This window comes from Tenacibaculum litoreum (assembly GCF_964513915.1).
GTDB classification, from domain to species: Bacteria; Bacteroidota; Bacteroidia; order Flavobacteriales; family Flavobacteriaceae; genus Polaribacter; species Polaribacter litoreum.
Genome location: NZ_CAZEQS010000001.1, coordinates 213,650 through 227,405, shown reverse-complemented (window position 1 = coordinate 227,405; position 13,756 = coordinate 213,650). Strand labels below are relative to the sequence as shown.

The window sequence follows — 13,756 nt, the reverse complement described above, 5'->3', positions numbered from 1 at the left end:
TTCTACTAAATTTCCATTTTCATGTTAATCAAACTCTTGTTAAAACCAAAGCGTTCATAAGATTTTATCGCTGCTAAATTCTCATTATAAACATCTAACCTTAGTTCTTTTAATTCTTTGCTCTTTGCCCAATTCTTTAAAGACTCCAAAATTAGTGAACTTATTCTTTTGCCTCTAAAATTTGGTTTTACATACATAAAACCAATATATCCATTCAATTCATTTTTACGATAACTTCCAGATTTTTCTATTCTAAGATAGCCTGAACCCACAATTTCATCTTCAGCTACAGCTACAATTAAATGTACGTTTTCAGCAAAAATCATTTCTTCCAGATTATAGTAACTAATTTTCCCTTCTTTCAATGATGAATCAAAAGGTCTTTCAGCTTCTATAATACCTTGTTCAAATCCCAACAAGATTTCTAAATCTTCTTTCCTTGCTTCTCTTATCGTAATTATGGTCATTATCCTATTTCGGTAATCCTTTAATTCTCATTTTAATCACACCGAAGACAGCTTCTTTAATAATTCCTTTGCTTAGTTTTGACTTTCCTAAAACTCTATCAGTAAAAATAACCGAAACTTCTTTGACATTAAACCCGTGCTTCCATGCTTTATATTTCATTTCTATTTGAAATGCATAACCTACAAATTTAACTTTATCAAGTTTAATTGTTTCTAACACTTTCCTTTTATAGCATACAAAACCTGCTGTAGTATCATGAATAGGCATTCTGGTAATTAGTCGTACATATTTTGATGCAAAATAAGAGAGTAATACCCTACTCATTGGCCAATTAACTACATTAACCCCTACCGAATATCTTGAGCCTATAGCTACATCTGCTCCTTCATTAACACATTCATCATACAATCTAATTAAGTCATTAGGGTTATGTGAAAAGTCGGCATCCATTTCTATAATATAATCATATTGTTTTGCTATTGCCCATTTGAATCCATGGATATACGCGGTACCTAATCCATTTTTTCCTGCTCTCTTTTCAATAAAAAGTTGGTTTGGAAACTCTTCTTGTAAATTTTCTACAATTGCTGCTGTTCCGTCAGGGGAATTATCATCAACAACCAATACATGAAATACCTTTTCTTGACTAAAAGTTGCTCGAATAATAGCTTCGATGTTTTCTTTCTCGTTATACGTAGGAATTATGACTAAAGCGTCTGACTTCATGTAATTTTCATATAATTCTGGGCAAAGATACACTTATTTATTACTAATTTTGTGTTAATTAAAAAGTATAAAAGCAATTGCAAGCAGTAGAACGAATTACAAACCATGATAGTTGGATTACTTTAGTTATTGTATTGGCTATTGTATTATTGGCTATGATGAAATCGTTAAAACCTACTAAGCTATATGGGTATACTGTTGCTTTTATAACTCCTGGTTTTTTTCATAAAAGAACTGAAGAAGGAGCCTCTTTTTTCACCCCTTTTAAGCTACTTTTATTTTCTTTTTCATCGATTGTTATTTCTCTGTTCTTATTCTTGACTTTAGTATCAGAAATATACTCTCAAAGTTTTTTAGCTTTTCTAGGATTACTTTTATTTGTTATCCTATACTTTTTGCTACGTTTTTTAATAGATTATGCATTAGCAAACGTTTTAGGTTTATCATCAGTTGTAAATTATTTTTTACATACAAAATCAGGATATTTATATGTTCTTAGCATATGGTTACTTCCTATTGTTATACTATACCAGTATGCTTTTACCAACAAACTTTTTTTAATTTATTCTTTCGGTATCTTGCTTATTTTTAGGGCTTTTTTAATTTTAACAAATAATAAAAAGCTTGTAATTAGCAAGTTGTTTTATTTTATTTTGTACTTTTGCACCCTTGAAATAGCACCGCTATTAATTCTTTATAAAACAACAACTACGTAATAAAGAGAAAGTTTATGAAAGTTAAAACTATTTTAGTCTCTCAACCTAAACCGAAAACGGAAACATCGCCATATTTTGATTTGGCGGAAAAGCAAAAGGTTAAGGTTGACTTTCGATCGTTTATTCATGTCGAGGGAATTCCTGTTAAAGAGGTAAGAGCTCAAAAAGTTGATTTAAACAATTACACAGCAATCATACTTACTAGTAGAAATGCTGTTGATCATTTTTTTAGAATAGCTGAAGAAATGCGCTTTACAGTTCCTGATGATATGAAATACTTCTGTCAATCTGAAGCTGTAGCTTACTACTTACAGAAATACGTTGTGTACCGTAAGCGTAAAATTTATGTTGGTAACAGAACGTTTCCTGAATTAACTAAATTAATTAAGAAGCATAAAGATGAAAAGTTTTTACTTCCTTCTTCAGATAAGTTAAAGCCTTTAATTCCTGCTGAATTAGATAAATTAGGAGTAGATTGGAAACGAGCAGATTTATATCGTACTGTTGTAAGTGATTTATCTGACTTAGAAGATGTTTTTTACGATATTTTAGTATTCTTTAGCCCGTCTGGAATTGATAGTTTATTTAAAAACTTTCCTGACTTCAAACAAAACAATACTCGAATAGCCGTATTTGGTAACACTACCATTAAAGCTGTTGAAGATAGAGGTTTACGTGTGGATATTGCTGCACCAACGCCTGAAACACCTTCAATGACCATGGCTTTAGAAAAATACATTAAAGAAGCTAACAAAAAGTAATTTACTTATTTTTAGCAGCTTAAACAGCCATCAAAGTATCTTTGATGGCTGTTTAATTTTACACATGTAAGTTTAATTTAATTCTTCCGTCAAACGAACGACAATTAAATTAATCTCATGATATTTTTACTACTTTTTTTAGCAGCCTGTTTTCTTGCATATAGCAATGGAGCAAATGATAATTTTAAAGGGGTTGCTACTTTATTTGGCTCAGGAACTACTAACTATAAAAATGCAATTAGTTGGGCTACCATTACTACTTTTTCTGGTTCAGTGGCCGCTATTTTTTTAGCAGACGAGTTAGTAAAAAACTTCTCAGGAAAAGGCTTAGTTCCAGATGATTTAATTCAAACACCAATATTTGCTATCGCTATCGCTATGGGAGCAGCAATTACTGTATTCTTAGCAACAAAAATAGGAATGCCAATTTCTACTACACATAGTTTAGTTGGAGCTTTATTTGGTACAGGTATTATAGCTGTTGGCAATACTTTTAACTTTAAATTACTAACAAGTACTTTTCTTTTTCCTTTAATTGTTAGCCCTTTAATTGCAATGATTTTAAGCTTAATTACTTACCTTGTTTTTAAATTTATACGAAGACAAATTCCAAGCTTACATAAAGATAATCCAGCTTTACTTAATTTTTCTTCTCTCAATATTTTAAACAGTTTACATTATTTGAGTTCGGGTATTGTTAGTTTTGCTAGAGGTTTAAATGATACTCCAAAGATTGTAGGTTTGTTAATCATTGCCAATACTATTGACTTAAAATGGAGTATGATATTAATTGCAATTACTATGGCTTTAGGAGGGTTATTAAATGCAAAAAATGTGGGTGAAACTATGAGTAAAAAGATTACTAAAATGAATGTTGGCCAAGGGTTTACCGCTAATATTGTTACTGGTTTACTCGTAACCACTGCCAGTATACATGGTTTACCTGTCTCTACTACACATGTGTCAGTTGGTTCTTTATTTGGAATTGGAACGGTTACCAAAAAAGCTAATTATAAAGTAATTACTAACATTTTGTTATCATGGTTACTTACTTTACCTATTGCTGCTATTATAAGTGCTGTAATTTTTAAAATCTTAGAAATAATTTAACTAATTTATATTTTGTAATTGCTATTTTTAAATTCTTTATGGACACTTACATAGACATTATAAAAAACTCATATACTGGTTATTGGAATTACATTAAGCAGTCAGTACTTATGGAGTTAAACTGGGAAAATTATTTTTATGGTTTAATTCTTATTTCTCTTGTTGTTTGGGGGTTAGAAATCATCTTTCCTTGGCGAAAAAATCAACCTTTATTTCGTAAGGATTTTTGGTTAGACACTTTTTACATGTTTTTTAATTTCTTCTTATTAAATCTAATTGTACTTATTGCCTTATCAAACACAGCAGAGCAATTGTTTAATGACTTATTAGGTTTAGTAGGGTTGTCTGTTGCTAGTTTTCAATTATTTGATATCAATACTTTTCCCTATTGGGCAAGAATTACCGTATTTTTTATCATTATCGATTTTGTGCAGTGGTTTACACACACTTTACTCCATCGTTATGAATTTTTATGGAACTTTCATAAAGTACACCATTCCGTAAAACAGATGGGGTTTGCCGCACACCTTCGATATCATTGGATGGAGCCCGTAGTATATAACTCTATGAAGTATATTCCACTTGCTATTATGGGTGGATTTACGGCACAAGACGTAGCCATTGTGCATTTTTTTAACATTACTATCGGACACTTAAATCACGCCAATATAAATTGGGATTACGGTTGGTTAAAATATATTTTAAATAACCCAAGAATGCATATTTGGCATCACGCAAAAGAACTTCCATCAGAAAGAAAAATGGGTGTCAACTTTGGAATTACCTTAAGTATTTGGGACTACATCTTTAAAACCAACTATATTCCTTACAACGGACGTGATATTGAGTTAGGTTTTGAAGGAGATGAAAAATTCCCAAAGGATTTCATTCACCAAGAACTCTATCCAATAGGAAAAAAATAATATTTTAAGTCTTTTTTAACCTATTACTTCATACTTTCAATTAGCTGTTCTACTGCCAATTTGTATCTTTAGCTTTTTAAAAATAAACAGATGAAGTATATAAAAATTCTATTCTTATTTATTGTCGTTCAGGTTACTGCACAACAAGGTGGTATGTGGATTCCTTCACTTTTAGAAGGAATGAACGAACAAGAAATGACTTCTTTAGGAAGTAAATTAACTGCCAAAGACATTTACGATGTAAACAACTCTAGTTTGAAAGATGCTATTGGACATTTTAACGGAGGTTGTACCAGTGAAGTAATTTCTCCTGAAGGATTAATTTTAACCAATCACCACTGTGGTTTTGGACAAATTCAGTCACATTCCTCTCTAGAAAACGATTATTTAAAAGATGGTTTTTGGGCAATGAGTAAAAAAGAAGAATTACCTAATAAAGGGTTATATGTTGAATTTATTGTTCGAATTGATGATGTAACTACCAAAGCATTAAATGGTGTTACTAATACAATGACTGAGCGTGAAAAACAATCGACTATTGATAAGAACATCAATGAAGTTACAAAAAATGCACAAAAAGAAACTTGGCAAAACATTAAGGTGAAGCCTTTTTACAAAGGAAACCAATATTTCTTATTTGTTACTGAAAAATTTGAAGACGTTCGTTTGGTAGGAGCACCACCAAGTAGTATTGGAAAGTTTGGTAGTGATACCGATAACTGGGTTTTCCCACGTCATACAGGAGATTTTTCATTATTCAGAATTTATGCTGATAAAAACAATCGTCCTGCTAAATACAGCAAAGACAACGTTCCTTACAAACCAAAGCACTTTTTACCAGTTTCTTTAGATGGGATTGAAGAAGGTGATTTTACCATGGTTTTTGGATTTCCTGGTCGCACAAACGAATACTTGCCTGCGGTTGCCATAAAACACATTACACAAGAGTTTAACCCAAGTAATATTGCTATTCGTGAAGCTGCATTAAAAGAAATTGATGCACAAATGAAAGCGAGCGATGCTGTTCGTATTAAATACGCTTCAAAGCAAGCACGCATTGCAAATGCTTGGAAAAAATGGATTGGTGAAAACTTAGGTATTAAAAAAAGTAATGCTATTGCAGAGCGTCAAGCTTTTGAAGCTACTTTCAAAAAAGCATTAAAAGAAAAAGGATTAGAAAAAAACTACGGAAATATTCTTCCTGAGTTCGAAAAATTATATGCAGATTTTGCTGATATTAATATTAAAAGAAGAAACTTTATTGAAGTTTTCTTGGTTACCAACGAGTTGATGCAAATGACTTTTAGAGCATATCAATTAGAACAAGTAGCCTTAAACAAACCTGAAAATTTTGAAGAAGCTAGAACTTCTTTGATAAATCGAATTAAAGGAATTCACAAAAACTTTGATGTAAATGTTGATAAAGGAGTGTTTAAAAATGTAATGCCTTTATACAACCCTACTAATGTAGATGCTTCTATTTATGACAAAACAAATTTTACTGATTTAGATAAAGCTTTACAGTTATTAGAAGGAGATGCTAAAAAGATAGTAAAAAACTTAAACAAAGATGCTGCTTACCGATATGCAAAACCTATGATTGAGGAGTTCTACACAAAAATCAATCCTGAGTTTCAACAGAAAAACCAGCCAATTACAGCGTTACAAAAAACATACATGAAAGCATTAATGGAAGCATTACCAAATGCACGCTATTTTCCTGATGCTAACAGTACATTACGTATTACTTACGGTCAAGTTCGTGGATATTCTCCTAGAGATGCAGTATACTACAACCCCGTAAGTTATTTAGATGGTGTTATTGAAAAATACGTTCCTGGTGATTATGAGTTTGATGTACCTCAAAAGTTACGCGATTTATATGACGCTAAGGATTTTGGACAGTACACTGATAAAAACGGAAAAGTTCCTGTTTGTTTTTTAGGAACCAACCATACCACAGGTGGTAACTCAGGAAGTCCTGCAATTGACGCACACGGAAACTTAATTGGATTAAACTTCGACCGTGTATGGGAAGGAACGATGAGCGACATGAATTACGATCCAGAAATTTGTAGAAATATTATGGTAGATATTCGTTATGTATTATTTATTGTTGATAAATATGCAGGAGCTAAGCATTTAATTGAAGAAATGAAGTTAGTGCACCCAAAGAAAAAATAAAACATTTTTCTATATAAGAATAATATAAAAGCGAGGTTGTAAAATACATACCTCGTTTTTTTATACAAATAAATAAGTCTTTGGAGACAGAACTCTTGGCTATCTCCCTACGATTAAAAATATTGACCTATACCAAATACAAGTCCTTTTGATGCATTCTTTGTAAGTCCATGTCCATAATCAATTCTAAAAATTGCATTAAATATTTTTTTATTGATAAAACGTAAGCCAATACCAGAATACATTCTAACATTATCACTATCTACAAAATCACTTAATGCTCCTCCAGGTTTTCGCCAAGTTCCAACATCTGTAAAGATATTTCCTTGTAAAACAAACCATTTCTTTTCATACAAAGTATAACGGTACTCCGAATTTAAAACAACGCTTCCTGTTCCTCTATCAACTAAAATACCAACACCTCTTAAATTCAAATTATTGTCTAAAGCAAATGGAGCAAATGGAGTATCATCATTAGATGATAAACCAAAACGCAATCTGTTTGCCCAATTTCCTTTTTTACCTACTCTTTTAAAGTAAAAAAAGTCGTTCCAAAAAATTAAAAAATCATTCTGATATTCATTTTCAGAAGTTACATATTGTCCATGAAATTCATTTTTTAATCCATTGATGTATTGATAATTATAGTCTAAATCATCAAAAGTATAAATTAACTTCAGCAGCTTTTTATCTACATTTAACTCGGTAGGAACATCCGATGAAGTACTTCCGTTTAAATAGTTATACTTTTCTTTAAAAAAATTGATTCCAAACTGAAACTGATTTTTAAAATTATGTTGGTATAAAGCCAAGGCTTCATAAGAGATATTCTGATACTTATAATTAGCCGATTCACTATCAAAGTATAGTGGTTCTTCACTTGTCCAGTTTTGATGACTTAATAATACTCCCCATTTTGCTGAAAATAACGTAGGAGCCCTAAAATTAATTCCATAAGAATCAAAACCATTGTATTGGTAAAACCCACCAAGGGTCATATTCCTCCCCAAAAAGTTATACTCACCTACTCCTATTCTGTAAGCTAATTTTTGATTGATCGTTTTGTGAAAATTGACTTCTGGAATTATTGTAAAATTCTCTTCTACAGTTACAATAACATTACATTTACCCTCAGAAAATAATACTTTAAAATACGCATTAGAAATTGCTGGTAAACGCTTTAAACGAATCATATCTTCATTTAACACAATTGAATCAAGTACTTTATTTTCTTTTGATTTCAATATTTTCTTTAAGACGTGTGCTTTAGTTTTTTTAGCACCTGAAAAAGTGATTTTTTCTATACTTTTCTCTTGTGAATAACAGTTTACAGACAACCAAAATGTTGCAAGAATTATTGTTTTCAAGAAGAATAGATACTCATTTTTATATTTCTCATTTACTACTTTCATACATCTTTTTTATAGTCAATTCTGCTGGTTTGTTTTGAGGTGTAAATCTATTGTTCTCTTGACCTCCAACTTCTTTATGATTATGAAACCATTTCCAAACAAAACCACCAGCAAACCAATCTTCTTTCCAAAATTGATTATACAAAGCCTGTAATGCTTTTTGTTGGTTTTCTAAGTTTACATCTCCTTCTATTCTACCTGAGTTCCATGGTTCTCTCCCAGTAAAATTTACACTTCTGTATCCGTACTCAGTGAATAAAACAGGCTTATTAAACTTACTTTGAACCAGAATAACTTCATTTTTGTGTGGTTGCCAACCTTTTTCAAAATCTTTAAGAGTGGGAGATTTTCGATCACTTAACGGAAAATAAGCATCAATTCCTATAAAGTCTAAATCTTCCCAAAAATCTACTCGCTTAAATTCATCCCAATTTGCTGCATAGGTCAATTTTCCAGAGTATACCTTTCTGATTTTTTTAATGAGTTTTTTCCAGTATTCTGGTCTGTTTTTTACAAACTGTTCCAATTCTGTTCCAACACAAAAAATTTCTGCATTAATTTCTTCTGCTACTTTGGCAAAAGCAAGAATAAAGTCTTCATAAGATTGCTCTAGTTTTCTCCATTTATCTTCGGAATTCATTTTTATAGTTCCTGTATACACACCATTCCAAACCCAAATTTGTGGTTTCAACATAATCTTTATCTTACTTTGTTGAAACTCTTTGGCATATTGTTTCACACCTTCTTTTGTCTCTCCAAACCATTGATTCTTTGAATTATAAATCACATTTGGAGATGATAAATTTTTAACAAAACCAAAAGGCATCAGTGTAACATAATTTGCTGATACCTTTTTTACGTCATCAATATGTTGATTTGTTATCTCTTTTGAAGAAGCAACAAAACTAACACCATTTATCTTTTTTGACTGACTCGTACAAGAGCCCACAAAAAGGATAAAACTTAATAAAAGGAGTTTTAGAGTTTTCATTACTCCTCTAATTTACTATTTTTAAAATAATGCTCTTAATCCTAAATTAAAACTTTGCCCTAAGCCATTGTTTGTTCCTCTAACAAAATTACTATACAACACTTCTAAGTTTAAGGTCTTAGTGATTTGATATTTCCCTCCCAAACCTAAAGCTGTATAATCTTGTGTAAAATCTCCAAACCTTTGTGAATGTTGGGTAAAAACTAATACAGTAGACTTTTCATTTGGAAAATAACTAAAGAAAACTCCTGGAGCTAACAAAAAAGTATTGTTCGCAAAGCTATCATCATCTCCAAAATTGTACTCAGTACTTAATTCGGTAAATAATTGCCATTTTCCACTAGAAAAAGTATAATCGTAAAAAAATCGGTTTTGAAAAGTCCATGCTGTTTGATCTAAAAAAACACCATTTTCTGTTTCATTACTCACTAAAGGAATGTGTATTGCTGATTGAACGGAAAAGTTCCCAACATTTTTTAATGGTTGAAACTTAATAGCTGGTGCAATTGATGTAATTCCTTTTCTTTCTGAATTTGGGCTATCTTCTAAACTAAATACTGATAATGCTTGACGTCCTCCTATTGTGTTGGAACGAAACTCTACAATTGCTCCTACGTTAATACGGTTGTTTTTAGAAACTCCTGTGAAGGCTTCCAACGTTGAAGTGAAGTAGTTCTCTCTTAATTTTGACTTGGAAGTACCATCGGCATCTGCAAATTTTGTTTCTGTGTAAAGGTTATTAAACCATTTAATATCCCACTGACCATTATTTAAAAGTTTAGATGGTGTATACGTTTGAATATTTGATTTTTCTGCTTTATCATCTTGAGCATTTGAAAATTGCACTACAAAAAACAGTAAAACTGAAAGGCTTACTAATTGTCGTTTCATAAGGTTAATTTTTTATATAAATCATAGGTCGCCTAAAAAAAACTTCTCTTACAAAACCTCTTTATTTAAAATCATTCTAAATTTAATTCCTTTATTAAGTTCTTAACTTTAGCAACGACCTAAACTGCAAATCAACATTTATGGAGCACGTTGTTATTATTGGTAATGGAATTTCTGGAGTTACAGCCGCAAGGCATATCAGAAAATTATCAGACAAAAAAATTACCATTATTTCTTCTGAGACTGATGAGTTCTTTTCAAGAACTGCTTTAATGTATGTGTACATGGGACACATGAAATTTGAACATACACAACCTTACGAATCTTGGTTTTGGAAAAAAAACAAAATCAATCTTAAAAATGGTTTTGTTTCAAAAGTAGATTCATCAGAAAAAGAAATAGAGTTTAGTACTGGAGAAAAATTGTCTTACGATAAATTAATTATAGCCACTGGCTCTAAACCCAATAAGTTTAGTTGGCCTGGACAAGACTTAAAAGGTGTTATGGGAATGTATCATAAACAAGATTTAGAGGCTCTTGAACAATATGCACCCAACAACAAAGTATGTAAAAGAGCTATAATTGTTGGTGGAGGTTTAATTGGTATTGAACTTGCCGAAATGCTTCATAGCAGAAATATTCCTGTAACCTTTTTAGTTCGTGAAGATAGTTTCTGGGATAAAGTATTGCCTATGGAGGAATCTGCCATGATAAATCGTGAAATTATAGAAAATCATATCGATTTACGATTAGGGGTAAATCTAAAGGAAATAAAATCAGATAAAAACGGACAAGTTACATCTGTAATTGTTGAAGATACTGGTGAAGAAATACCTTGTAATGTTGTTGGTTTGACTGCTGGGGTTTCTCCAAATGTTGATTTTTTAAAAGGCTCGGAAATTGAGCTTGGTAGGGGAGTTAAAGTCAATCGTTTTTTAGAAACCAACATCAAAGATGTGTATGCTATAGGTGATTGTGCTGAACAGCACGAAGCAATTGGTTTACGTCGTCCTATTGAAGCCGTTTGGTACACTGGTAGAATGATGGGTGAAACCGTTGCGCAAACTATTTGTGGCAACCGAATTCAATATAAACCAGGACACTGGTTTAACTCAGCAAAGTTTATTGATATTGAATACCAAACCTATGGTTGGGTATGGCCACAACCTAAAGAAAATGAAGCGCATTTTTACTGGGAACATGATAGTGGTAAAAAATGTATTCGAATTAACTACGATAAAAACACACAAGAATTCCTTGGCATAAATACATTAGGAATACGCATGCGTCATGAATTTTTTGATAAAGTTTTGAATGAAAAGCAGTCTGTAACTTATACTTTAGAACATTTAGCAGACGCAAACTTCGATCCTGAATTCTATAAACTTCACGAATCAGAAATTGTAGCAAAATTCAACAAAGAAAACAACACCAATATTCAATTAAAAAAGAAAAGCTGGAAGCGAATTTTCAGCAGAGTTTAGGATGAAAATAATAAAACAAACAGGTTTACTTCTATTCTTAATAGGATTAATCATTTTTTCAGGAGTAATTTTTACTGGTTCTTTTAATTTAAATCAATCAGAGTTAGACTCATTTATTACTGAAAAAGGATATAAAAGCGAAATTATAAAAGAGGAACTCAGTAAAGCTATAGTTACCGATGAAAGCTTGAATATTTTTGAGTTTTCTAGTCAAGTTAGGAATGCCTATGAAGCATCTAACAATCATTACAATACTTTAATTACTAAATACAACGCTGAAAAAAACTGGGATAAAAAAGGAGAACAGTACCAGTATTTAATTTACGGTAAACCTCATACATTAAGTTATGAGTTAGCTAAAAAATCAGGTAATGGCTTTGTAAAAAACAACTCAGGTTTATTATGGTTACTTACTTTTGGTTTAGGTATTTTGGGGGCTCTATTGTTCATCCTTCCTAATTTTATTTTACTTGGACCCAAAGGAATAAAGAATAATGGTATTTATTTAGAAACTAGTACAAATAGAGGGTGGATAGCTTGGTTAGTTTTAATTTACTTAGTTGTTTTTTACTTGTTGCTTTATTTTTTTCCTGATTATGTGGTGAACTGGACTTTTATATTAGATCCTATCAGCAAATTTTTAAACGGTGGAGAAGCTAGCCAATGGTTTGTATATGGTTTTTTATACTGTGTAATTATGTTAGTAATGGGGGTGAGAATGTATATAAAATACAGGCACAACAAATATCAAGTTATTAGAACAACTTCTGTCTTATTCTTTCAAATTGTATTTGCCTTTCTTATTCCAGAAATCATGACCAGTTTAAATATGCCTGGGTATGATTTTAAAAATGCTTTTCCGTTAGACTATGACTTCTTTTTTGAATGGAATTTAGATAGCTTAAGAAATAGTGGAGCTATTGGTTTATTTATTTTAGTTTGGGGTATTGTACTTACGCTTATTATTGTTCCTGTAATGGTATATTTCTTCGGAAAAAGATGGTATTGTTCTTGGGTTTGTGGTTGTGGTGGTTTAGCCGAAACTTTAGGTGATCCATACCGTCAACATTCTAACAAAAGTATGAATGCATGGAAATTAGAACGTTGGTTAATACATAGTGTCTTAGTATTTTCGTTGGTAATGACCGTTGTAACGTTATACTGTTACTTTACTGGAGCGCAATCTTTCCTTGGAATCAACTCTCAATGGATTAAAGATACCTATAGCTTTTTAATAGGAGCTTGGTTTGCAGGAGTTATTGGTACTGGGTTTTATCCAATTTTCGGAAATCGTGTTTGGTGTCGTTTTGGTTGTCCGTTAGCCGCTTATTTAGGAATTGTACAACGTTTTAAATCTCGATTTAGAATTACTACCAATGGCGGACAATGTATTTCTTGTGGAAATTGTTCTACGTATTGTGAACAAGGTATTGATGTACGTGCATATGCCCAAAAAGGAGAAAATATTGTTCGTGCAAGTTGTGTCGGATGCGGAATTTGTTCAGCAGTATGTCCTCGTGGAGTATTAAAGTTGGAAAATGGTCCAGAAAAAGGACGTATTAATCCAACAGAGATTTTATTAGGTAACGATGTTGATTTAATGAAATTGGTAAATGAAAAGTAATGTTTTCATACTATACTTTTTTATTACTTTCTCTTTAGTCGGACAAAAAACATATCATAAATCATTTTATGAAGAAGGAACACTAAAAGAAGAAGGCTGGCTTGAAAATAACCAAAAAACCGATTATTGGATTTTTTATTATAAAAATGGAAACATTAAAAAAGAAGGAGGTTTTAAAAATAACCTCCCTGTAAAGTATTGGTATTTCTATTATGAAAACTCTTTTAAAAAAAAGGAAGGACACTTTATTAACGGCCTACAAAACAAATGGTGGGTTTTTTACAATAATAAAGGAAGTATTTATCAAAAATGTCAAATCAAAAACAATAAAAAAAACGGATACTGCTTGTTATATAAAGAACATAAATTAATAAAAGCTATAAAGTTTAAAGAAGGACTAAAGTTAAAAGAATGGAATAATTTGTCTTCTTTTGCAGAAGAAAATAATCTCAACGACTTAAAATAA

At 31.3% G+C, this 13,756-nt stretch carries 13 protein-coding genes; 8 read left to right on the top strand and 5 right to left on the bottom strand.

Annotated elements, in window-relative coordinates:
• Positions 1 to 5 precede the first annotated feature (5 nt).
• Positions 6 to 467 carry a GNAT family N-acetyltransferase gene (locus ACKTTR_RS00970; RefSeq protein WP_408026100.1) on the bottom strand — a complete coding sequence of 154 codons (462 nt, stop codon included), beginning with the start codon at positions 465 to 467 and terminating at the stop codon, positions 6 to 8.
• A gap of 4 nt (positions 468 to 471) precedes the next feature.
• Positions 472 to 1,194 carry a polyprenol monophosphomannose synthase gene (locus ACKTTR_RS00965; protein WP_408026099.1) on the bottom strand — a complete coding sequence of 241 codons (723 nt, stop codon included), beginning with the start codon at positions 1,192 to 1,194 and terminating at the stop codon, positions 472 to 474.
• Positions 1,195 to 1,271: 77 nt separating this feature from the next.
• Between ACKTTR_RS00965 and ACKTTR_RS00960 the strand changes: the two genes are divergently transcribed.
• The 5 genes from ACKTTR_RS00960 to ACKTTR_RS00940 all read left to right on the top strand — a co-directional run bounded on the left by ACKTTR_RS00960 (position 1,272) and on the right by ACKTTR_RS00940 (position 6,888).
• Positions 1,272 to 1,910: a DUF4271 domain-containing protein gene (locus ACKTTR_RS00960; protein ID WP_408026098.1), complete on the top strand. Its 639-nt coding sequence runs from the start codon at positions 1,272 to 1,274 to the stop codon at positions 1,908 to 1,910.
• Positions 1,911 to 1,924: 14 nt separating this feature from the next.
• On the top strand, positions 1,925 to 2,671 hold the full coding sequence (locus ACKTTR_RS00955) for a uroporphyrinogen-III synthase (RefSeq protein ID WP_125066130.1): 747 nt from the start codon (positions 1,925 to 1,927) through the stop codon (positions 2,669 to 2,671).
• 117 nt (positions 2,672 to 2,788) lie between these two features.
• Positions 2,789 to 3,781: an inorganic phosphate transporter gene (locus tag ACKTTR_RS00950; RefSeq protein WP_408026097.1), complete on the top strand. Its 993-nt coding sequence runs from the start codon at positions 2,789 to 2,791 to the stop codon at positions 3,779 to 3,781.
• Positions 3,782 to 3,819: 38 nt separating this feature from the next.
• The gene (locus tag ACKTTR_RS00945; RefSeq protein WP_408026096.1) at positions 3,820 to 4,704 is read left to right on the top strand and encodes a sterol desaturase family protein; all 885 of its coding nucleotides are present in this window, start codon (positions 3,820 to 3,822) and stop codon (positions 4,702 to 4,704) included.
• Between the two features lie 90 nt (positions 4,705 to 4,794).
• Positions 4,795 to 6,888 (top strand): S46 family peptidase, encoded by a 2,094-nt coding sequence (locus tag ACKTTR_RS00940; protein WP_408026095.1) that lies wholly within the window; start codon positions 4,795 to 4,797, stop codon positions 6,886 to 6,888.
• 113 nt (positions 6,889 to 7,001) lie between these two features.
• On the opposite strand, the gene ACKTTR_RS00935 is transcribed toward ACKTTR_RS00940, so the two are convergent.
• The 3 genes from ACKTTR_RS00935 to ACKTTR_RS00925 are packed head-to-tail and all read right to left on the bottom strand — an operon-like array spanning position 7,002 to position 10,182.
• A complete protein-coding gene (locus ACKTTR_RS00935; RefSeq protein WP_408026094.1) occupies positions 7,002 to 8,300 on the bottom strand; it encodes a POTRA domain-containing protein in 1,299 nt (432 codons plus the stop codon).
• On the bottom strand, positions 8,284 to 9,291 hold the full coding sequence (locus ACKTTR_RS00930) for a glycoside hydrolase family 113 (RefSeq protein ID WP_408026093.1): 1,008 nt from the start codon (positions 9,289 to 9,291) through the stop codon (positions 8,284 to 8,286). The genes ACKTTR_RS00935 and ACKTTR_RS00930 overlap by 17 nt, the downstream gene beginning before the upstream one ends.
• Positions 9,292 to 9,312: 21 nt before the next feature.
• Positions 9,313 to 10,182, bottom strand: a complete 870-nt coding sequence (locus tag ACKTTR_RS00925) for a transporter (RefSeq protein WP_408026092.1) — start codon at positions 10,180 to 10,182, stop codon at positions 9,313 to 9,315.
• 140 nt (positions 10,183 to 10,322) lie between these two features.
• Between ACKTTR_RS00925 and ACKTTR_RS00920 the strand changes: the two genes are divergently transcribed.
• Genes ACKTTR_RS00920 through ACKTTR_RS00910 form a run of 3 tightly spaced genes read left to right on the top strand, consistent with a single transcriptional unit; the run spans position 10,323 to position 13,756 of the window.
• Complete coding sequence (locus ACKTTR_RS00920; protein ID WP_408026091.1) at positions 10,323 to 11,666, top strand: NAD(P)/FAD-dependent oxidoreductase; 1,344 nt, start codon at positions 10,323 to 10,325, stop codon at positions 11,664 to 11,666.
• A gap of 1 nt (position 11,667) precedes the next feature.
• Positions 11,668 to 13,290 (top strand): 4Fe-4S binding protein, encoded by a 1,623-nt coding sequence (locus ACKTTR_RS00915; RefSeq protein WP_408026090.1) that lies wholly within the window; start codon positions 11,668 to 11,670, stop codon positions 13,288 to 13,290.
• Complete coding sequence (locus ACKTTR_RS00910) at positions 13,280 to 13,756, top strand: toxin-antitoxin system YwqK family antitoxin (RefSeq protein ID WP_408026089.1); 477 nt, start codon at positions 13,280 to 13,282, stop codon at positions 13,754 to 13,756. The genes ACKTTR_RS00915 and ACKTTR_RS00910 overlap by 11 nt, the downstream gene beginning before the upstream one ends.